This is a genomic window from Amycolatopsis anabasis (assembly GCF_009765355.1).
Taxonomy (GTDB): Bacteria; Actinomycetota; Actinomycetes; order Mycobacteriales; family Pseudonocardiaceae; genus Amycolatopsis; species Amycolatopsis anabasis.
Map to the genome: position 1 here is coordinate 125,345 of NZ_VTHK01000020.1, position 20,271 is coordinate 145,615.

Genomic DNA, 20,271 nt, shown 5'->3' on the forward strand with positions numbered 1-20,271 from the left:
TCGAGGGACCGCGGGGCATCATCGCGGCCCCGAACAGGTTCCCCGCCGACCCTCTCCCATGGTCGTCGCGAACAATCGGACCACGTCCTGGCAACCATAGCGGCCGGGCGCGGGCGAGGTGAGCAGGTTGAGGTTGACCAGCGATTCGGCCAGCTCCTCGGCGATCTCCTCCGGCCGGTGCAGGATCCCGGCGACCGCGGCGAGCGGAAGATCGGGTGCCGCGGACGCGGCCAGCAACCGAAGCGCCCTGGCCTGTTCCCCGCTCAACTGCTCGCTCCCCAGCCGGAATCCGGCGACCGAGGCGGCAAGGCCCGGGTCTTCGTGGAGACACCCGGCGGCCGACGCGAGGCGTTTGTGCGGTTGCCCGGCCAGCCGTTGCGCCACTTCGCGGACGGTGAGCGGCAGGTGCCCGCATTCCGCCACCACCGACAGCGCGGCCTCGGGCTCGGCCGCCACCCGGTCCCGGCCGACGATCCGGCTGAACAGGGCGAGCGACTCGGCCGGACCGGGCACCTCGAGCCGGCAGGTCGTGACGCCGGGCAGGGTGGTCAGCGGGGTGCGCCCGGCGATCAGCACGGCACAGCCCGGGGTGCCGGGCAGCAACGGGCGGACCTGCTCGGCGTCGTGGGCGTTGTCAAGTACCACGAGTACCCGCTTCCCGGCGAGCGCGGTCCGCAGCAGCGCGGCCCGCTGATCCAGCGTCCCCGGGATCCGGTCGGTGGAAATCCCCAGTGCCAGCAGGAAATCACGCACAATCCGGGCGGGTTCCGCACCGCACAGGTCGGCGTAGAGCTGACCGTCCGGGAACTCGTCCCGCACCAGGTGCGCGACATGCACGGCGAGCGCCGTCTTGCCGACCCCGGCCATCCCGGAGATCGCGGTGATCGCCACCGCGTTCCCGGCACCGGCGCACAGGCGTTCCACCAGTTGCGCGGCAATCCCGGCACGGCCGGTGAAATCGGGCAGATCGGCGGGCAACCGGGCGCGCCGGGGAAGTCGTGCGACGACCGAGGGCCGCACCGCACGCGCGGGCAACTCACCGGTGAGGATGCGGTGGTGCAGCGCCACCAGGTCCGGGCCGGGCTCGACGCCCAGTTCCCGGACCAGGGTCCGCCGGGTGTCGACATAGACCGCCAGCGCCTCCGCGAGCCTGCCGCAGCGGTACAACGCGGTCATCAGCTGCCCGCGCAGCCCTTCCCGCAACGGCTGTTCCAGGGTCAGCGTCCGCAGTTCGGGCAGGATCTCGGCATGCCTGCCCAGTTCCAGGTCGAGCTGGAACCGGGTCTCCAGCAACGCGACCCGCCGTTCCGCGAGCCGGGCGCGCTGCCGCGCGGCATACGGGCCCGGCACTCCGGCCAGCGGATCGCCCGCCCACAACGCCAGGCCGGAACCGAGCAGGTCACGCGCGTTGGCCGCGTCGCCCGCGCGGCGCGCCCGCTCCGCCGCCGCGAACCTCGCCTCGGCGAGATCGGCGTCGAGCACGTTCCCGCCCAACGGCAGCGAATAGCCGTCCCCGACCGACAGCAGCACCCGCGCGGGCGCCCGCGCCGGGCGGTCCGGTTCGAGCGTGGTCCGCAAGCCGAGGACATAGGTGCGCAACGAAGTCAGCGCCCGCGCCGGTGGCCGCTCGCCCCACACCGCGTCGACCAGCTCCGACGCGGTCGCGACCTGCCCGCCACGCAGCAGCAACGCGGCGAGCACCGCCTGCCGCTTCGGCGGCCCGATGTCCAGCGGCCGGTTGTGCTGCCAGCCGCGCACCGTGCCCAGGACGGCGAACCGGAGTCCGCTGGCGCCCATCCCAATCCCCCTTGCCCGAGCACGACGAACGCCGTGTAGCCACCCGGCTACTAGTAAGTCGGGTGGTACCTGCCCCCTGATACATCCATTCGCAGTCGGAAAACTCACACACGTGCCCGGCGCGCCGCCGGAACGAACTCGGCAGGCTGGACTGGTGGCAGACGGTTCGGGCGGAGAGTTGCGTCTCGGGGTACTCGGCCCGCTCCGGGCGTGGCAGGGCACGGCCGAGATCCCGCTCGGTTCCCCGCAGCAGCGGGCCGTGCTCGCGATGCTCGTCCTGCGCGACGGCGCGGCGGTGTCGATCGGCGAACTGGTCGACGGGCTGTGGGGCGAGACGCCGCCGAACCAGGCGGTGGCGGCACTGCGCACCTATATCGGCCGGCTGCGCGCCGCTTTCGGCCGCCGGGACCGGGATCGGGTCGTCACCTCGGTCAGCGGCGGATACCAGCTCGCCGCCGGTCTGGCCACCGATCTCGGGGATTTCGAGCGGCGGCTCGCCGAAGCGGATATCGCGCGGGCCTCCGGCGATCTGGCGGAAGCCAGGACGGCCCTGCTCGGCGCACTCGAGTTGTGGCGGGACGAGCCGTTGGCCGGGCTTCCCGGCCCGTTCGCGCGGGCGCAGCGGGCCCGGCTGACCGAGCAACGGCTCGCCGTGGTGGAAGACCGGCTGGAGATCGACCTGGCGCTGGGCAGGCACGCCGAGGCCGCCGCGGAACTGACCGATCTGGTGCACCGGCACCCGTTGCAGCAGCACTGGCACGGCCTGCTGATGCGGGCGTTGCACGGCGGTGGCCGGCGGGCGGAGGCGCTCGGTGTCTACGCCGACCTGTCGCGCGTCCTGGATCGCGAGCTGGGCTGCGAGCCCGGCGAGGAGTTGCGCGCGCTGCACGCCCGGCTGCTCGCCGAACCGGAACCGGGCAGTACACGCGAATCGCCACCCGCCGCGGTACCGGCGCAGCTGCCCGCCGACATCACCGATTTCACCGGGCGCATCCGGCAGGCCGAGACCTTGCGCGCGGCGCTCACCGCCGGGTCACCGGTCGTCGTTTCCGGGGTGACCGGGACCGGCGGAGTGGGCAAGACCGCACTGGCCGTGCACGTGGCGCACGCGGTGCGGACGGGGTTCCCGGACGGGCAGCTGTACGTCGATCTCGGCGGCGCCGGCACCGAGCCCGCGGCCCCGGCCGTGGTACTCGCCGGGTTCCTGCACGCGCTCGGCGTGCCGCGGCCCAAGATCCCGGCGGACACCGGCGAGCGGGCGGCCCTGTACCGGTCCATTGTGGACGGAAGAAGAGTGCTGGTGTTGCTGGACAACGCGCGCGACACCGAGCAGGTCGCGCCGCTGCTGCCGGGCGGGGAGGGCAGCGCGGCGCTGATCACCAGCCGGGCCAAGCTCGGCGGGCTGCCGGGCCGGACGGTCCACCTGGACGTGCTGGACGCCGAGGAGGCGCTGGCCCTGCTCGCCCGCCTGGTGGGCGAGTGGCGCGTCGACGCCGAACGGGCGGCGACGCTGGAGTTGGTGTCCGCCTGCGGCTTCCTCCCGCTGGCGATCCGCATCGCGGGCGCCCGGCTGGCGGGCCGGCCGTCCTGGACGATCGCGTCGCTGGCCGAGCGATTGGCGGGCGAGCGGCGGCGACTGCGCGAGTTGCGAGTGGCCGATCTCGCCGTGGAAGCGACCTTCGATCTCGGCTACGCCCAGCTCGAACCGCCCCAGCGCCGGGCGTTCCGGCTGCTCGCGGTCGTCGACGGGGTGGGGTTCACCCTGCCCGCCGCGTCCTCGATCCTGGGCCTGGACGAGGAAACCACCCTGCCGCTCGTGGAGTCCCTTGTGGACGCGAGCCTGCTGGAGGAACCGGCACCCCGCCATTTTCGCTTCCACGACCTGGTGAAACTCTATGCCCGCCAGCGCAGCGAGGCGGAGGACCCGGACACCGAGCGGGCGGCCGCGCTGGCGCGGCTGCTCGACTACGCGTTGGCGACCGCGCGCAACGCCTACCGGACCATCGAACCGGCCAGCGTGCTCGCCGACCGGCTCTTTCCCACCACCGCGGCCGGATTGCCTTTCACCTGCCCGAAGGAAGCACACGACTGGGTCGCCGCCCGGCGTTCGGTGCTGCTCGGGACCACCCGCCGGGCCGCCGGGAATCCCGCCTGCCCGCTGCGCCCGGCGGCCGATCTGCTGCTGGTCGTGGGCCTGCTCGCGGACGGCGGCACCGCGGGCACGGACCTCGAGCAGACCGGCCGGGTGATCGTGCGACGGGCCGGGGAAACCTCGGATCCGGCCAGCGCCGCGCGGGCGCATGTGGTGCTCGGCAAGGTGGCGCTGGAACACGGGCACCTGCTCCAGGCCGAGGAGGAACGCCTGCTCGCGCTCCGGCTCAGCAGGCAGACCGACGATCACCTGCTGATCGCCACCTGCACGCTCGCCTCCGGGGTGGTCGCGGTGGAAACCGGGCGCTACGCCGACGCGGCCGGGGACCTCGACGAGGCCCTCGCCGGGTACCAGGCGATCGACGATCGGGCGGGCAAGCTGTTCACGCTCGCCTACCTCGCCCGCGCGCAGCTCGGCCTCGGGAACGCCGAAATCGGGCTGGCCATGGCCGAGCACGCGGTGCGGGTCAGCAAGACGGTCGGTCCCACCGGGCTCGCCGCGCGGGCCGCCCTCCACCAGCTCGGCAACGTGCTCGCCGAACTGGGCAGGTTGGACGACGCGATCGGTGTCTACCAGGAATCCATTCAACTGGACCGGAAAACCGGGAACACCATGCACCAGGCCACCATGCAGGTGCTGCTGGCCGAGCTCTACCTGCGCACGGGCCGCCCCACCGAGGCGATGCACCACGCGGAACTGGGCCACACCGCCGGCAGGCGCATCGAGCACGCGCAGTTCAGCGGCCTGGCACTGGAACTGCTCGGGCAGGCGCTGGCCGAACTCGGGCAGCCGGACCGGGCCCGCGGTTGCTGGCAAGAGGCGCTGGAGATACTCGAGCCGCTCGGCACCGCGGACGCCGACCGGATCCGCGATCGCCTGTAGCTCGGCGCCGCCATAACCGAGGCCAATGCGGCACATAAAACTGTTGCATGGAAAAGTGGCCTTAGCCGCCAGGATTCAGGAAGCATACGCTGGCTCCACCGCACGTGTGCCGCGTTTTCACGGACGGATCAAAGGGAACACAAGAATCCTCGGGAGCCTCCAGTGCGAAGCACAAGAATTGTGCTCTATGCCCTCCTCATCACCTGGGCCGTCGGCGTCTCACCCGCCGCCGCTTCGCCGAGCGCACCGGCGTCGTCGGCAGGCCAGAACGCGTTCGTCCTGTCCAGCTCCGCCTTCGCCAACGGCGGCGTCATCCCCAAGGTCCACGAGTGCACCAGCGGCGGCGGCAACGACCCCGCCAAGAAGAACGAGTCCCCGCCCCTGGCCTGGTCCGGCGCTCCGGCCGCCGCCAAGAGCTACGCGATCGTCATGCGCGATCTCGACAACAACAACCTCCTCCACTGGATCATCTACGACATCCCGGTGAGCGCGACCTCGCTCCCCCAGAACGTCGAGCACGTCTACCAGCCCTCGGTCCCCGCGGGCGCCAGGCAGATCTACTACCGGGGAAGCGCGAACCTCTTCGGCTACCAGGGACCGTGCTCGCCTTCGACGGTGAACACCTACGAGTTCGTCGTCCATGCGCTCAACCGGGAATCGCTGACCAACCTGAACTCCAACTCGTCGATCCAGACCGCCGCCCGGACGATCGCCGCGGCCTCGATCGGCTCGGCCAGGATCACCGGCGAATCGTAGCTAGCGGAGCCCGAGCGAACGGGTGAGGTGGGCGGTCCACCAGCGGAGCTGAGGGGCGGCGGTGGTGGCCGCCCGGCCGGTGAGCCCGGCGCTGCGGCGGAACGCCGGGCCGTACAGGGGCTCGGTGGCCAGCGCCTGGTGGAGCGCGGCGACGGCGAGCCGGGTGTCCTCGACCGGGACGTCGGCGGCGTCCGGTCGCAGGGCGTGCAGCGCGTCGACGACCGGGGCGAGCATTCCCGCTCCCTCGTCCCGCCACCCGGCGGCGTGCAGCGCCACGGCCAACTCGCCGTAGCCCCGGCGGTAGAAGACCGCCAAGGCCTCGACCAGTTCATCGAGATCGGCGCCGCGGTCGAGCCAGGAATCCAGCACCTCCTCCACCCCGGCCCGGATCTTCCGGCCGCCGTGGCGCAGCAGGGCTTCCAGCAGGCGGTCCCGGGTACCGAAGTGGTGGTTGACCCCCGCATCGGTCATGCCGACGCGGGAGGCGATGGCCCGGACTCCGACGGCGGCCACCCCGCCCTCGGCCAGCAGCCGCTCGGCGGCGTCCAGGATCAGGCGCCGCGCCTCGTCGGGAGAACGGCGCACCCGCGAATGTGTCACACCAGAACCTTACCTTGACAGACCAAGGCAATGCTCCTTACCTTCTTACCTTGACACCCCAAGGTAACGGAGGCCCGGTCATGGTCGACCTCATCGTCCCTCGGACCCGGCACATCGCTCGCCCCGACGAGGTCGTCCTGCGCGGGGACGAGGTCGGCGCCGGGCCGACCGTCCTGCTGCTCCACGCCGGTGGTGAGCGTCGCCAGGTGTGGATGCCGGTCATCGACGTCCTGGTCGACACCGGGTTCCGGTGCGTGGCCTTCGATCAGCGCGGTCACGGTGTCAGCGACGGCTCGCCGCGGACACTCCAGTCCTGCGCGGACGACGTCGCCGCCATGCTCCGGGCCGAGCCACCGGGCTGCGTGGTCGTCGGCGCCTCGCTGGGCGGGCTCGCCGCCCTCGCCGCCCTGGCCGATCCGGCGGTGCGGGCGCGAGTGGCGGGCCTGGTCCTGGTGGACGTCGTCCCCGACCTCGAGCCCCACCGGGTCCGCCGCTTCCTCGCCGCCAACGGGCTGCTCGACGTCCACGCCGAACTCGCCGACGACATCCTCGGCCAGGTTCCACGGCTGCGGCAGATCACCGCGAAGCTCGACCTGCCCGTCCTGCTCGTCCGCGGCGGCAGCGGGTCGCCGGTCATCGGCGAGGACGTCGAACGGTTGCTACGCCTGGCCCCGCACGCCACGGTCACCCGCATCCCCGATGCCGGACACCTCGTCGCCCGGGACCAACCGGTGGCGCTGGCCGAGACCATCGCGGCCGCCACCACCGAATGGCCCGCGCTGGCACTTCTGCGCGATCTCGGCGCGGGACGGGTCGAGCACCCCGGCGGGAACCTCCTCGACCACCTCCGGCGCGTGCACGAGCTGGTGGCGGGCTGGGGCGGGAACCGGCGCGTACGCCTCGCCGCGCTCTGCCACGCCATCTACGGCACCGACGGCTTCCCGCACCCGCTGCTGCCGCTCGACCGGCGAGCCCGCCTGCGGGCGGCGATCGGCGACGAGGCCGAAACCCTCGTCCACCGCTACGGCGCCTGCGACCGGAGCAAGACCTACCCCCATCTCGGCGCCACGCCGCTCCCGCTCACCGACCGCTTCACCGGCGAGGTCGCCGACCTGGCCACCACCGACCTCGCCGACTTCGCGCTCCTCACCCTCGCCAACGAGCTCGACGTCGCCCGCACCGCCCCGCTCACCGCGGAAACCCGCCACGACATCCGGGCCCTCATCACCGCGCTGGCGGCCTACCTGCCCGAGGTCACCGCCCGAGCCCTCGCCGACCCGTCGCTGCGCTGACAACCGTCATTCGGCGGACATGCCGAGGTTCGGCGGCGGCGTGGGAGGTGCGAGTGCCAGTTCGGGTCCGTCCATGAGCTGGGCCCAGCGGGTGTAGAAACTGCGGGCGCCGATGTCGTTGAACAGGTGTCCGGTGCGCACGTCGAATCCGGGTATGTCGGCGCCGGTGGGGTCGTCGAAGCCCATGCCCATCTGGTAGTTCAGCGGGGTGCTGCGGGCGGCGAATCCCCGGCCCACCGCGGAGATTTCCGACCAGTTCTCGCTGTCGTCGCTCTCGAAGATGCCGGACGAGGAGAACGACAGCGTGACGCCGGTGAGTTTCTGCCGCCGGGTCTCCGGGTCGAGTCCGGCCGGGATGGCCACCCAGCCCCAGACTTCCATCTCTTCGGGGCCACGGGGCTGCCACACCCGCAGCGGGCCGGAATACCCGATGAAGGAGAGGTTGGGAAACACCGTGGCGTGCGCGACCGTGGAGTTGTCCTGTTCGCCTTGCGGTGTCGGTCCCACGCCGATTTCACTGTGGACCTGCTGGGTCACGCCGACATCGATCATCGCCGCGGCGTGCCCGGCAGCGCTGGCGTACTGGAATATCCGCCTCGGCTCGGCCATGCCGCCGATGGCCTGCAACGCGGAGGCGTGCGTGGTTTCGGCGTGGTAGCCGTCGGTGCCGAGCCCTTCGGCGGGCAGTTTCCAGTTGCCCGCGATCCGCCACTTCATCGGGCCGACCAGTTCGATGTCCCCGCCCAGCGTGTCGAGGAACGAGTCCAGGGCGGGGCGGGCGGTGTCGAGGTAGTCGATCAGGTCCGGGGCTTCGGCGTCCCAGGTGCCGAAGATCATGCCGCGATAGGTCTCGACCCGGGTGACCGGTGTCAGCGACCAGCCCGACTTGTCCAGCCGGTCGTGGTATCCCTCGGCCTCGCGCGGCACGTGGATCAGCGTGCCCGCGTTGTCGTAGGACCAGCCGTGGAAGGAACAGGTGAACCGTTTGGTGTTGCCGAAGTCCTGCCGGCACACCCGCATCCCCCGGTGCCGGCACACGTTGAGCACGGCCCGGATGCCGCCGTCGCGCTGTCGCGAGACGATGATCGGGTCCTCGCCCATCATCGCGGTCACGAAGTCCCCGGGCGTGCGCAACTGCGACTCGTGGGCCAGGAACAGCCACGAGCGCGCGAAGACCGTGCTCAGCTCCCGTCGATACATCTCTTCCGAGTGGAAGATGTCCGCCGAGACCGTTCCGACCTTGTCGAAATCGATCAGATCCGCATACATCCTCACCACGCTCCCGTCATTGCTCGAAGTCGGATCGGCTGCTGTCAGTGCCTTTCTGAGAACTCGCTCCGCGATCACGTCGACAGGGCGCTCCTTCATGAGTCACACTCATTTCTAGCTGTTGGGCGCCCTGCCGCCGCGATAGCGGGGCCTTCGGCCGGCGAGTTCCGTCGCGTACTTTTCGCAGGTCACTCCAGTTCTCAGACGCTCTGTCAGAAGAACAGGCCGAGATTGTTGGCCTGCACCACGCTCTCGGCGAGATGGATGGTGCGGTTGACGATCTGGAAACCCAGATCGGGATGGGCACGCAGGGTGTCGGTGCGCCGCCCCGAGTAGGAGTCGGCATCGTCGGCCAGCCGGTTGCGGTAGAGGTGGAACACGCTTCGAACGCGATATTCGCCGTCCGCGTCGGTGGGTTCGGCGGTGATGTTGGTGATCGACCGGGCGGTGCGGGCCGGTGGATTGTCCGACCACGCCGTCGGCTGCTGCAGCCGCTTCACCCGGAGCGCCAGGGTCATCTTGTTGTCGTCGTAGTGGTTGAACTCGTCGAGGCCGCTGGTCTCCGCGAGCAGGTCGCGGTGCAACCGGTTGCGCCGCACCGGCATGAAGTAGTGCACGTCGTCGGCGATCAGGTCGAACCAGTCGTTGTAGCGCGCTTCGTCGAGCAGCTGTGCTTCGAAGTACAGGAACTGCTCCACCTCGTGCAGCACGGCGGGCGGGACGCGACGCGGCGGCCGCACCGCCGGTGCGTCGTCCGGCCGGGGCCGGTATGCCTGGGTGGAGACGACGGGATCGGTGAATGCGGTCATGCGGAGGCTCCTCGGGTCTTCGGGCCGGTCACCGTGGTCGCGGGAACCCCGGCGACCGTCGGGGTCATTGCCGCGATCCCAGGTGGATCACACCGTCGATCACCGCGACCGTCCAGGTCTCGACCGGCTCGACGGCCGGCATCGTGAGCGCGGCCCCGGTGCGCAGGCAGAACTGGGAGAAGTGCGCCGGGCACTCCACCGTGTCGCCGTCGACGAAACCGTCCGACAGCTCCACATCGTCGTGCGAGCACCGATCGGCCACGGCGTAGATACCGGTGCCGGTGCGTACCAAGGCCACCAGTCCCCACGGTGTCTCCACCTGGCGGGGTTCATTCAGCGCCAGCTCGGCGGCGGGACACACCGGCACCATCGCGGTGGGCGCTGTGCTCATCCGACCCCCATTCTCAACATCGTGCGGTAACAGCGGGATGACCGGGCCGAGGGGTGTTTCAGGAAACGCGGGTCGCCAGGTAGTGCCGGTACGTCCGCACCGGCGCCTTGTCGGAAATGGCCAGACCGCTGACCTTCCGCGACCACTTCGCCAGCGGCGTCATGCTGGCGTCGCCGGTGAACGGGGCGCCCAACGCCGCCATCAGGCCGTGCTTGCCGACCACCCGCTTCAGCGGTGACATCCGCTGCTTCGCGAAGGACTGGCGGAGGTAACTCCCCGGCGCCATGCGCTGCCGGACGGCGGCGCTGACTTGCGGTGATATGTCGTTGTCCGCCAGCCATTCCAACCGCGCGCATTCGGGCATCGTCTTGTTGAAGGTGTTCGCCCGGTGCTCGGTGAACGCGTCGACCAGCGAGAGATAGCCGCCCGGCTTGAGCACCCGTGCGACTTCGCCGAAGAAGTTGCCCAGGCTCGGATAACTGTGCGAACTTTCCACGTTGATGACGACATCGAAAACGCCGTCGTCGAAGGGCAGCGACTCGGCGTCGCCGACGGTGTAGGAGAGCGCCTCCCCGCGCGAGTAACGCGCGTTCGCCCGCTCGACCGCGGTCTTGGAGATGTCCACCCCGGACATTTCCGCCCCGCCGGCCACCCGCGACAGGAAGTTGAGCCCGGCACCGATACCGCTGCCGACTTCGAGCACTCGTTTGCCGCGATAGTCCGCGATGTCCAGCGGCACCTGGCGAAGGGTGTAGAAGTACAGCAGCTCGGAGAAACCGTCGGTGCCGAAACTGGTGAAATCGGGAATGATCTCCTCGACCTCTTGCAGCAGTTTGGGATCGTACAAACCCCAGTTCCACAAATCGCCCAAACTCCAGGTCGCGGCGATCATGTCGTAAACGGAAGAAATCGCCGCTTTGGCCTTCGCGGCCTCCTGGTCGTCGTAGTCGGGTCCGGTGCCCGTGCCCGCCAGGTGCAGCCGGTCCGTCGGCTTGGACAGACGATTCAGGTTCTGCATACCTTTAGCGGTCGGCTTCGTCTCAGCCACTGCCTCGTCTCCCCCAAGTTCGAATTTTCCACCGACTGTTACCTTCAATCAAGGTACTCGAACAGCGTTGAGTAGATGCTATTGCCTGCGAATCGCTGTACGACTGAGGACCACGGCGGCGGACCGAAGGTTGCCGCATTTGCACTGGCGGGCGGACTGGTTGACTGCTGCCCGGTCGCTGGCTTGGGGAGGCGAAAAGTTGAGTTCGGAAGTGAACGAGGACAACCGGAGCAGGACCGGTAACGGCACGGCGGAGCCGGTCGCCCGGAGTTCGGCGGCGGCTTCGGGCCTCGCGCCCTGGGCATGGCGCCCCGTCCTGGTGATCGCCGGCCTCCTCGCCGTCGTCCTGCTTCTGGTCAGCGGGAATTACGGCTATTTCGTGGACGAGCTGTACTTCATCGTCGCCGGTGACCACCCGTCCTGGGGGTATGCCGACCAGCCGTGGCTGCTGCCCCTGCTCGCCCACGCGCTGGATTCGATCTGGCCGGACTCGCTGACCTGGCTCCGGCTGCCGGCCGCGCTCGTCTCCGCCGCCGGTGTGCTCACCACCGTCGGCCTGGCCCGCGAACTCGGCGGCGGCCGCCGCGCGCAGATCCTCGCCGCCGCCGTGCACGCCGGGTCGTTCGGCACGCTGTGGACCGGGCACCTGCTGGCCACCTCGACCTTCGACCCTCCACTGTGGACCGGGATCTGCTGGCTGGTGGTGCGCTGGATCCGCCTCGAGCGCGCACGCACCACCGACCGGCGCCACGACCGGCTCCTGCTCGGCGCCGCGGTGCTGACCGCGGTCTCCCTGCAGATCAAGTACCTCGTTCCGGCGCTGTGGGCGGCGATCCTGCTCGGCGTGCTCTTCCTCGGTCCCCGCGCGCTGCTGCGCCGCCCGATGCTGTGGATCGGGCTGGTCCTCGCTGCGGCGACCGCCCTGCCCTCGCTTCTCTGGCAGGCCGGACACGGCTGGCCCCAGCTGGCCATGAGCGACGTCATCGCGGCGGAGAACGGCGGCACCGTCGGCCGGATCATGTTCGGCCCACTCGCCCTGTTCTGGGCCGGCGCCCTCACCGGCGCCGCCATGGCCGTGCACGGGCTGATCGTGCTCTGCCGCCGCCCGGCGTTCGCCCCGTACCGGTTCCTCGCGGTCGCGGTGCTGCTTCCGCTGATCGCGTTCGCGCTCACCGCGGGGCGCCCGTACTACGCGGCCGAGGTCTTCGGCCCGTTGTGGGCGGCTTCGGCGGTGGCCGTCACCGAGCTCACCGCGGCCCGGTGGTGGCGCTGGCTCACCAGCCGCCCGGTCCTGATCCTCTCCGCCCTGATCGGGATCCTCGCCGCGCTGCCGGTCCTGCCCCGCGACGCCACCGATCCCAACGACCGCTTCCTGACCAAACCGGGCACCACCGGATGGTCCGAGCTCGCCGACACCGTAGCCGCGACCGCTCCCGCACTTCCCGGTGACACGGTGGTCATCACCTCGTTCTACCCGCAGGCCGCCGCACTGGAGCACTACCGCGACGGGCGGTTCGCCTTCCCCGTGCTCAGCGGCAGCCGCGGCTACTGGTTCCTCGGCGCTCCCCCGCCCGACGCCGACAACGTGCTCTACGTCGGACCGGTTCCCGAGTCGCTGCGCCGCGGGTTCGCCCGCGCCCAGCAGCTCACGACGTACCAGAACCCGCACGGCATCCCCTGGGTCAACGGCACCCTGCCGCTCACCCTGCTCTCCGGCCGCACCGAGTCCTGGGACGCCCTGTGGGACAGCCAGCGCGAACTCGGACCCGCGGGTGAGTAGGCAGCCGTCCGCGCCGACATTTGATCGGGTTGGCCGGGCCCGCGGATCTGGTTAACGTGGCCGATGCGCCGCAGAACCCGGCCGGAAGAGCAGAGAGGATCCCACCCCAGATGTCAGGAACCACCGAGAGCAGCCCCTGGATCCGGCGTTTCCACCCGGCTCCGGACGCGCCCGCGCGGCTGGTCTGCTTCCCCCACGCCGGTGGTTCGGCCAGCTTCTACTTCCCGGTATCGCAGGCGCTGTCGGGCAGCCTGGACGTGCTGAACCTCCAATACCCCGGCCGCCAGGACCGGCGGCACGAACCCTTGATCGACGACATCGCCAAACTGGCCGACGAGGTCACCGGGGTCCTGCGCCCCTGGCTGGACCGCCCGGTGGCCTTCTTCGGGCACAGCATGGGCGCGATCCTCGCGTTCGAAGTGGCCCTGCGCCTGGAACGCGAATCCGGCCCCGGCCCGGTGCGCCTGTTCGCGTCCGGCCGCCGAGCGCCGTCGACCCATCGGGACGAGTCCGTGCACCAGCGCGACGACGACGGCATCCTCGCCGAGATGAAGCTGATGAGCGGGACCGACGCCCGCTTGCTCGGCGACGACGAGATCCTCCGGATGATCATGCCGGCCATCCGGGGCGACTACCGGGCGATCGAGACCTACCAGGCGCAGCCGGATTCGGTGGTGAACTGCCCGATCGACGTCCTGGTGGGCGACGACGACCCGAAGACCACGGTGGACGAGGCACGGGCCTGGCGGGAACACACGACCGGCGGCTTCGACCTCCGGGTGTTCACCGGCGGCCACTTCTTCCTGGCCCACCACCAGCAGGAGATCAACGCGCTCATCCGGGATCGGGTGGCGGGCGGCTAGACCGGCGGTGTGCAACCGCGGGAATCCAGCGGTTGCACACCGCTCCCGCTGGACGTCCGGATTGTACCCGGCCCAGCTCCTATTCGGCAGCTGATTGTCGGAAAATCACGACCTCGTGTACTTCACGCGCAGGTCGGGTGCGTTCGCTCTAGAGTTTCTCTAGTCAAACTGCTGGGGGGCGTCGGTGATTCACCCACCTTTCGAGTTCGGCGTGCTGGGGCCGCTGGAGTTGCGTGCCCAAGGTGCGCCGGTGCCGGTCAACGCGCCGAAGCAGCGGGTCGTGCTCGCGGCGCTGCTGCTGCGCACGAACCGGGTCGTGACCCTGGGCGAACTCACCGAAGTGGTGTGGGACGGTGGCACACCCGCCCAGCCGACGACCGCGTTGCGCGTCTACATCATGCGGCTGCGCCGCCTGCTGGGGCGGCCCGAGGTCATCCGGACCACGCCGACCGGATACCTGCTGGAGGTCCCGGACCAGGCACTCGACCTGCACCGCTTCCGCGACCTCACCGGCCGCGCCGGGCGGGAAGCGGCGTCCGGCGAACTCGAACGTGCCGTCCGGCTGTGGGACGAGGCCCTGGCGCTGTGGCGGGCCGAGCCCCTGTTGGACGTGCCCTCGGATTCCCTGCGCCGGTCGGAGACCCCGCAACTGGTGGAGATCCGGCTCCGGGCCGAATGCGAGCGGATCGACGCGAAACTGCGCTTGGGTGAGCACCACGAGGTGATCAGCCACCTCCGCACGCTGACGTCGGAATACCCTCTGCGCGAGCAGTTCTGGCACCAGCTCATGCTCGCCCTGCACCGCGCCAACCGGCAGGCGGAGGCGCTCTCCGCGTACCGCACGATCGCCGACGCGCTCGCCGAGAAGCTGGGGGTCGAGCCGGGCCGGGAACTGCAGGACCTGTTCCACGCCATCCTCAACGGCGATCCGGAACTCACGGCGCCGGCGGCGGAAGCCATCCCGGGTCCCCGGCGTCCCGAACCCGCCCCGGCCGTGTCCCAGCTGCCCCCCGCGCTCGGGCATTTCGTCGGGCGAACCGCCGAAATCTCGCAGATCAGCGAACTGCTGGAGACCGGCGGGAACCGGGCGGTGCCGGTGGTCACCGTGTCCGGCCCGCCCGGTGTCGGCAAGACCGCGCTGGCCGTGCGGATGGCGCACAAGCTGCGTTCCCGCTTTCCGGACGGCCAGCTCTACGTCGATCTGCGCGGCTACTCGGCCAAACCGGCGCTCGCGACCACCACCGTGCTCGCCCGCCTGCTGCGCGCGCTCGGCATGCCCGCCGAACAGATCCCGGTGGAGGAAGAGGAGCAGATCGCCGCCTACCGCGCACTGCTCTCCGGTAAGCGGGTTCTGGTCACCCTGGACAACGCCGCGTCGGCCGGTCAGGTCCGGCCGCTGATCCCGGGCGAGCCGGGATGCGCCGTGCTGATCACCAGCCGGCGCGAGCTGCGCGCCCTCGTCGCACTGGACGGCGCCCGCCTGGTCCGGCTCGACCTGCTCGATCCGAAGGCTTCGGTGTCCCTGCTCGGCACGCTCCTCGGCGCGCAGACCATCCGGGACCAGCCGGAAGCCGCCGCCCAGCTGGCCGATCTCTGCGGTCACCTGCCGCTGGCGCTGCGGATCGCGGGCGGCAACCTGGTGGGCCGGCCCCGGCCCGACCTCAGCGCCTACAACCGGTCCTTCGCGGACGGGTTCCTGGCCCAGGCGCTGACCGTGGAGAACGACGAGGACATCGCGGTCCACCAGGCGTTCGACCTTTCCTACGCCGGGCTGAAACCCGAAGTCCGGACGATGTTCCGGCTGCTCTCCCTGGTGCCGGGCTCCGATTTCACCGCCGAGGTCGCCGCCGCCCTCGCCGATTTCACGCTCGCCGACACGGCGCGCACCCTGGAACAGCTGGCCGGGGCGAGCCTGCTGCAGCGCGTGCCCGGTGGCCGGTACCAGATGCACGACCTGCTCAGGGACTACGCGGCGCGGTGCGGGGAGCCCGGCGACGATCCGGATTTCCGGGCCCGGGCGCAGGATCGGCTGTACGGCTGGCACCTGCGCACCGTGGACCGGGCGGTCCGGACGCTCTACCGCGAACTCCCCCTGTTCACCCGGCCACGCCCGGCCGCCGCCCCGGGAGCCCCGACTTCCCGGGACCGTGCGGACGCGCTGCGCTGGCTCGATGCCGAGCGGGCCAACCTGGTGGCGATGGTGGAGCACTGCGCCGAGAACGGCCCCGCCGAAGTGGCTTGGCAACTCACCGAAACGCTGGCCGCCTACCTGAGCGTCACCGGTCATCACGTCGACCTGTTCGCCGCGGCGACGGCCGGCCTGCGTGCCGCCCGCCGGGCGGGCGATGCCGCCGCCGAGGTCGCCATGCTGCTCCCGCTGATCCGCGAATGCCAGGTGACCGGCGACCTGGCGGCGGCGCAGCGCCACCTCGCCGAAGCGCTGGACGAGGCCAAGGCGAGTACCCCCGGGTGGCCGATGGTGCTCGTCCTGGACGGAAGCGTTCGGCTCGACCTCGGCGAACTGGACGCCGCGCACGCGCGGTTCCGCCAGGTCATCGAGCTGGCCGAGACCCGGCCGGGGGTGCCCACCGTGCGCCTGAACGCGCTGCTGGGGCTGGGTTACGTGCATGTGCTGCGCGGCGAGTTCGCCACCGTCCTGCCGCTCCTGGAGTCCGCGCGGGAACTGGCCGAGCGGACCGGGGCGACGATCCAACTGGTGGAGACCCTGCTCCTGATCGGGCGCTGCCAGCTGGCACTGGGCAATCCCCGGCTCGCGGCCGAGTACCTCCGCGAGGCGTCGTACCGGGCGAAGTCCTCCGGAACGCGCTACCACCACGCGGAAAGTCTCGGCCTGCTCGCGATCGCGCTGCTGGAGGCCGGCGATTCCGCCGACGCCGCCGCCACCGGCGAACGGGCCCTCGAGTCCGCCGTGCGACTGGGCAATCCGCGCACCACGGCCAACGCCTGGAACGTCCTCGGGACCGTCCGCCGCCGGATGGGCGAGATCGACGAAGCCGTGCACGCGCACGAGAACGCGCTGGAGCACTCGACCCAGAGCGCGGCGCACCACTACGGCATGCTCGAAGCGCTCCTCGGGCTCGCCCGGGCACACGCCGAAGCCGCGCGCCACGCGGACGCGTTCGGCCACGCGTCCTCCGCCCTCACCGGCGCCCGGGACAGCGGCTACCGCTACCACGAAGGCGAGGCGAATCGGATCCTCCTGGAAATCCCGCCCGATGCCGTGCCGCAGACGCTCTGCTGAGGTCCGAGCGGGAATCTCAGGCGGCCGCGAAGAACAGGATCGTGGTGGCGACCGTGGCGGCGAGGCGGATCAGGTTTACCTTGTGGAACCGCTGCAGCAGCGGGGTGACGGCCTCCGGGGACGTCTCCGGATCCCAGGTCATGACGATCTTGTAGATCGGCGTGTTCACCAGCGCGGTGCAGGCGAAGTAGCCGACGAAGAAGACGCCGCCGCCGACCAGCGCCGAAACGTACTCGCCGGTGCCCGGGGCGTCGAGGAAGGCGATGATGATCGCGGAGATCACCGGGATGAAGCTCAGCAGCAACAGGATCGGGTTCGGGGTGGCGAACCGGAGGAACGTCTGGAAGCTGCGCGCGGCCGCGTCTTCGGGCTGCTGGGCCCAGATCGGGCGCAGGACGGTCAGCAAGGTGGTCATCAGGCCCACGAGCATGGCGGCCGAAACGACCGACAGATAGACCAGTACCTCGTACATTCCGGGTGCATTCCTTTCACCGGCCACGCCGGGCCGGGGTTCACGGGACCGTCCATTCCGGACAGATCAGGACGGGCGGAAGACTCCCGGGCCGAGGAACAGTCCGCCGCTGGCGTCGAGCACGTGCCCGGTGACCCACCGCGCGTCGTCGGAGGCGAGGAAGGCGACCGCGGCCGCGACGTCCTCGGGCTGCCCGACCCGGCCGAGCGCGGTGCTCGCCGCGACCCCGGCCGCCGCTTCGGGACTGTGGCGGAGCCAGCCGATCATGTCGGTCTCCGTGGTCCCCGGGGCGACCGTGTTCACCGTGATGTGCCGCGCGCCCAGGCCGTTGGCCAGGGTCCGGCCGAGCACGTTGAGCGCGCCCTTGGTCATGGCGTAGGCGAGTTCGGTGGTGACCGCGATCCGCGTGTTGGCGGAGCTGATGTTGATGATCCGGCCGCCGTCGCGCAGCAGCGGCAGGGCGCGCTGGATGATGAAGAAGGGCGCCCGGACGTTGACCGCGAAGACCCGGTCGAACTCCTCGGGGGTGACCTCCTCGATCGAGGCGGACGAGTGGACCCCGGCGTTGTTGACCAGGATGTCCAGCGACTGCCCGCGCAGTTCGCGCTCCAGGCCGGTGAACAGCTCGTCCACGTCGCCGTCCGAGCCGAGCCGCGCCGGGATCGCGAACGCCCGTCCCCCGGCCTGCTCGATCGCCGCGACCGTTTCCTTCGCCGCGGTCTCGTTGCTGCCGTAGTGCACGGCGACCAGCGCGCCGTCGGCGGCGAGGCGTTCGGCGATGGCCCGCCCGATCCCCCGGGACGCCCCGGTCACGAGCGCGGTCCTACCGGCCAGATCCCCCATGCGGAACTCCTGTCGACAAGCGAAACGCGGCGGGTTTTCGAGCACCCGCCATTCTCGCGAGGAGGCTAGCCGGGCGATGCTCGAGTCACAAGAACGCAATGTTGTTCCAGTCGATCTCACCGGCCGGAATAGCCGTCGAGGCGATAGATTGGGCGCATGGCCACTCAGATCACCGCGACCGAAGAACTGCTCGACTACGTCCGGGAAATTTCCGGCTCCGAGGACGAAGTACTGGCCGAACTCCGCACCGAGACCGCCGGACTGCCCGGCGGGACGGCCATGCAGGTGCTACCGGAAGAAGCGCGATTCCTGGCATTGCTGGTGCGGTTGACCGGCGCCACCAGAATTCTCGAAATCGGCACGTTCACCGGATACAGCACGCTGTCCATGGCCCGCGCACTCCCCGCCGGCGGGCGGGTGATCACCTGCGATCTCAACCCGAAATGGGTCAAATTCGCGAAACCTTACTGGGAACGGGCCGGCGTCGCCGACCGCATCGAACCGCGGATCGGTGACGCGGGCGCCAGCCTGGACGCGCTGGCCGACGAGTCGGGCGCGGGTGGTTTCGACCTCGTCTTCATCGACGCGGACAAGGCGAACTACCCGAAGTACTACGAGAAATCCGTCGAGCTGGTCAAGCCCGGCGGCCTGATCGTCCTGGACAACACGCTGTTCCTCGGCCGGGTGATCGATCCGGCCGCCGACGATCCGGACACCAACGGCATCCGCGAGGTCAACCAGCTCATCCGCAAGGACGACCGGGTGGAGATCTGCGTGCTGCCGCTTTCCGACGGCGTCACCCTCGCCCGCCGCAAGGGCGCCTGACCCGGGTGGCACTTTGGGGACGGAGTGCCAGGGTTCGCACTTTGTCGGCTGAGTGCGTTACCGCGGCGACCTCGGTGGCCAAGGCGCCGCACTCAGCCGACAAAGTGCACGGTCTCCCGGGGGCTCACGCCGGGCTGGCCACCCCGGCGCCGAGCTCCGGCGCGATCAGCCGCATGGTCGTGGGCGGATTGCGCCGGGCGGCTTCCAGGTGCAGACGCTGGACTCCGTCCGCCGCGGGGGAACCGGCGAAGTCCCCGCGGCACGCGCAGTCCTGCTCGTCGAATCCGGCGAACCGGTAGGCGATCTCCATCATCCGGTTCCGGTCGGTCCGCCGGAAATCGGCGACCAGGTGCACGTTCGCCCGCGCGGCCTGGTCGGCCAGCCAGTCCAGGATCACCGCGCCCGCGCCGAAGGACACCACCCGGCAGGACGTGGCGAGCAGCTTCAGGTGCCACACCCGGGCCAGCTTCTCCACCAGCAGCACGCCGACCGCACCGTGCGTGCCGAACCGGTCCTCCAAAGTGGTCACCAGCACCTCGTGCGCCGGATCGGCCAGCAGGCCGCGCAGCGTCTCGTCGGAGTAGTGCACCCCGGTCGCATTCATCTGGCTGGTGCGCAGGGTGAGTTCCTCGACCCGGCTCAGCTCCACCTCGGTGGCCCGGAAGATGCGCATCTCCAGCTCGAGGGTCCGCAGGAACTCCTCGTCCGGGCCGGTGAACTCGGCGCGTTGGGCTTCGCGGCGGAAACCCGCCTGGTACATCTCGCGCCGCTTGGCGGAATCGACCGTGCGCGCCCGCGGGGTGAACTCCGGGAGATCGAGCAGCTCGGTCGCCCGTTCCGCCTCGTAGCACCGCACCTCGGACAGGTGGAACTGCACCTCGGCCCGCTCGGCCGGCTGGTCGTCGATGAACGCGATGGTCTTGTGCGCGAAGTTGAGCTTGTCGGCGATCTCGCGCACCGAAGCTGATTTCGGCCCCCAGCCGATCCGGGCGAGCACGAAGTACTCGGCCACCCCCAGTTCCTCCAGGCGCTGCCAGGTCGGTTCGTGGTCGTTCTTGCTCGCCACGGCCTGCAGGATGCCGCGCGCGTCCAGTTCGACGATCACCTTCCGGATCTCGTCGGACAGCCGCACTTCGCCGTCCTCGAGCAGGGTGCCCTGCCACAACGTGTTGTCCAGGTCCCAGACCAGGCACTTCACCATCGTCGGCTGGTCCGCGGAACTCTTGTCGC

The 20,271-nt window shown here is 70.5% G+C and carries 16 protein-coding genes; 7 read left to right on the plus strand and 9 right to left on the minus strand.

Features of this window, described 5'->3' with window-relative positions:
• Window positions 1–18: 18 nt before the first annotated feature.
• Window positions 19–1,797, minus strand: coding sequence for an AfsR/SARP family transcriptional regulator (locus tag FXO23_RS25745; RefSeq protein WP_158887997.1), 1,779 nt, complete (start codon window positions 1,795–1,797; stop codon window positions 19–21).
• Window positions 1,798–1,951: 154 nt separating this feature from the next.
• Here FXO23_RS25745 and FXO23_RS25750 point away from each other — a divergent pair, with 154 nt between their 5' ends.
• The gene (locus tag FXO23_RS25750; protein WP_158887998.1) at window positions 1,952–4,831 is read left to right on the plus strand and encodes an AfsR/SARP family transcriptional regulator; all 2,880 of its coding nucleotides are present in this window, start codon (window positions 1,952–1,954) and stop codon (window positions 4,829–4,831) included.
• 162 nt (window positions 4,832–4,993) lie between these two features.
• Window positions 4,994–5,587, plus strand: coding sequence for a YbhB/YbcL family Raf kinase inhibitor-like protein (locus tag FXO23_RS25755; protein ID WP_158887999.1), 594 nt, complete (start codon window positions 4,994–4,996; stop codon window positions 5,585–5,587).
• On the opposite strand, the gene FXO23_RS25760 is transcribed toward FXO23_RS25755, so the two are convergent.
• Complete coding sequence (locus FXO23_RS25760) at window positions 5,588–6,187, minus strand: TetR/AcrR family transcriptional regulator (RefSeq protein ID WP_246257795.1); 600 nt, start codon at window positions 6,185–6,187, stop codon at window positions 5,588–5,590.
• An 80-nt stretch (window positions 6,188–6,267) separates the two neighbouring features.
• Here FXO23_RS25760 and FXO23_RS25765 point away from each other — a divergent pair, with 80 nt between their 5' ends.
• Window positions 6,268–7,479 (plus strand): alpha/beta fold hydrolase, encoded by a 1,212-nt coding sequence (locus FXO23_RS25765; RefSeq protein ID WP_158888000.1) that lies wholly within the window; start codon window positions 6,268–6,270, stop codon window positions 7,477–7,479.
• Between the two features lie 6 nt (window positions 7,480–7,485).
• Here the strand turns inward: FXO23_RS25765 and FXO23_RS25770 are convergent, their stop codons facing one another.
• The 4 genes from FXO23_RS25770 to FXO23_RS25785 form a co-directional block, all read right to left on the minus strand.
• Entirely contained in the window at window positions 7,486–8,748 is a 1,263-nt protein-coding gene (locus FXO23_RS25770) for an aromatic ring-hydroxylating oxygenase subunit alpha (RefSeq protein WP_158888001.1), read from the minus strand.
• 212 nt (window positions 8,749–8,960) lie between these two features.
• Window positions 8,961–9,557 carry a 3-phenylpropionate/cinnamic acid dioxygenase subunit beta gene (locus tag FXO23_RS25775; RefSeq protein WP_158888002.1) on the minus strand — a complete coding sequence of 199 codons (597 nt, stop codon included), beginning with the start codon at window positions 9,555–9,557 and terminating at the stop codon, window positions 8,961–8,963.
• A gap of 64 nt (window positions 9,558–9,621) precedes the next feature.
• Complete coding sequence (locus FXO23_RS25780) at window positions 9,622–9,948, minus strand: non-heme iron oxygenase ferredoxin subunit (protein WP_158888003.1); 327 nt, start codon at window positions 9,946–9,948, stop codon at window positions 9,622–9,624.
• Between the two features lie 58 nt (window positions 9,949–10,006).
• On the minus strand, window positions 10,007–10,996 hold the full coding sequence (locus FXO23_RS25785; RefSeq protein ID WP_158888004.1) for a class I SAM-dependent methyltransferase: 990 nt from the start codon (window positions 10,994–10,996) through the stop codon (window positions 10,007–10,009).
• 199 nt (window positions 10,997–11,195) lie between these two features.
• On the opposite strand from FXO23_RS25785, the gene FXO23_RS25790 reads away from it, so the two are divergent.
• The 3 genes from FXO23_RS25790 to FXO23_RS25800 all read left to right on the plus strand — a co-directional run bounded on the left by FXO23_RS25790 (window position 11,196) and on the right by FXO23_RS25800 (window position 16,901).
• A complete protein-coding gene (locus tag FXO23_RS25790; protein WP_158888005.1) occupies window positions 11,196–12,776 on the plus strand; it encodes an ArnT family glycosyltransferase in 1,581 nt (526 codons plus the stop codon).
• A gap of 110 nt (window positions 12,777–12,886) precedes the next feature.
• Entirely contained in the window at window positions 12,887–13,639 is a 753-nt protein-coding gene (locus FXO23_RS25795; protein WP_158888006.1) for a thioesterase II family protein, read from the plus strand.
• 184 nt (window positions 13,640–13,823) lie between these two features.
• Complete coding sequence (locus tag FXO23_RS25800; RefSeq protein ID WP_158888007.1) at window positions 13,824–16,901, plus strand: AfsR/SARP family transcriptional regulator; 3,078 nt, start codon at window positions 13,824–13,826, stop codon at window positions 16,899–16,901.
• A 16-nt stretch (window positions 16,902–16,917) separates the two neighbouring features.
• Here the strand turns inward: FXO23_RS25800 and FXO23_RS25805 are convergent, their stop codons facing one another.
• Both FXO23_RS25805 and FXO23_RS25810 read right to left on the minus strand, forming a co-directional pair.
• On the minus strand, window positions 16,918–17,373 hold the full coding sequence (locus tag FXO23_RS25805; protein ID WP_158888008.1) for an anthrone oxygenase family protein: 456 nt from the start codon (window positions 17,371–17,373) through the stop codon (window positions 16,918–16,920).
• 66 nt (window positions 17,374–17,439) lie between these two features.
• Complete coding sequence (locus FXO23_RS25810) at window positions 17,440–18,216, minus strand: SDR family NAD(P)-dependent oxidoreductase (protein ID WP_158888009.1); 777 nt, start codon at window positions 18,214–18,216, stop codon at window positions 17,440–17,442.
• A gap of 156 nt (window positions 18,217–18,372) precedes the next feature.
• Between FXO23_RS25810 and FXO23_RS25815 the strand changes: the two genes are divergently transcribed.
• Window positions 18,373–19,041, plus strand: coding sequence for an O-methyltransferase (locus FXO23_RS25815; protein ID WP_158888010.1), 669 nt, complete (start codon window positions 18,373–18,375; stop codon window positions 19,039–19,041).
• 124 nt (window positions 19,042–19,165) lie between these two features.
• On the opposite strand, the gene FXO23_RS25820 is transcribed toward FXO23_RS25815, so the two are convergent.
• Window positions 19,166–20,242, minus strand: coding sequence for an HAD-IIIC family phosphatase (locus FXO23_RS25820; RefSeq protein WP_158888032.1), 1,077 nt, complete (start codon window positions 20,240–20,242; stop codon window positions 19,166–19,168).
• Window positions 20,243–20,271 lie beyond the last annotated feature (29 nt).

Bases quoted from the DNA above. Each gene is read 5' to 3' on its own strand.
- FXO23_RS25805 (WP_158888008.1), bottom strand. From the start codon at position 17,373: ATGTACGAGGTACTGGTCTATCTGTCGGTCGTTTCGGCCGCCATGCTC.
- FXO23_RS25795 (WP_158888006.1), top strand. From the start codon at position 12,887: ATGTCAGGAACCACCGAGAGCAGCCCCTGGATCCGGCGTTTCCACCCG.
- FXO23_RS25780 (WP_158888003.1), bottom strand. From the start codon at position 9,948: ATGAGCACAGCGCCCACCGCGATGGTGCCGGTGTGTCCCGCCGCCGAG.
- FXO23_RS25745 (WP_158887997.1), bottom strand. From the start codon at position 1,797: ATGGGCGCCAGCGGACTCCGGTTCGCCGTCCTGGGCACGGTGCGCGGC.
- FXO23_RS25810 (WP_158888009.1), bottom strand. From the start codon at position 18,216: ATGGGGGATCTGGCCGGTAGGACCGCGCTCGTGACCGGGGCGTCCCGG.
- FXO23_RS25775 (WP_158888002.1), bottom strand. From the start codon at position 9,557: ATGACCGCATTCACCGATCCCGTCGTCTCCACCCAGGCATACCGGCCC.
- FXO23_RS25765 (WP_158888000.1), top strand. From the start codon at position 6,268: ATGGTCGACCTCATCGTCCCTCGGACCCGGCACATCGCTCGCCCCGAC.
- FXO23_RS25820 (WP_158888032.1), bottom strand. From the start codon at position 20,242: ATGGTGAAGTGCCTGGTCTGGGACCTGGACAACACGTTGTGGCAGGGC.
- FXO23_RS25770 (WP_158888001.1), bottom strand. From the start codon at position 8,748: ATGTATGCGGATCTGATCGATTTCGACAAGGTCGGAACGGTCTCGGCG.
- FXO23_RS25815 (WP_158888010.1), top strand. From the start codon at position 18,373: ATGGCCACTCAGATCACCGCGACCGAAGAACTGCTCGACTACGTCCGG.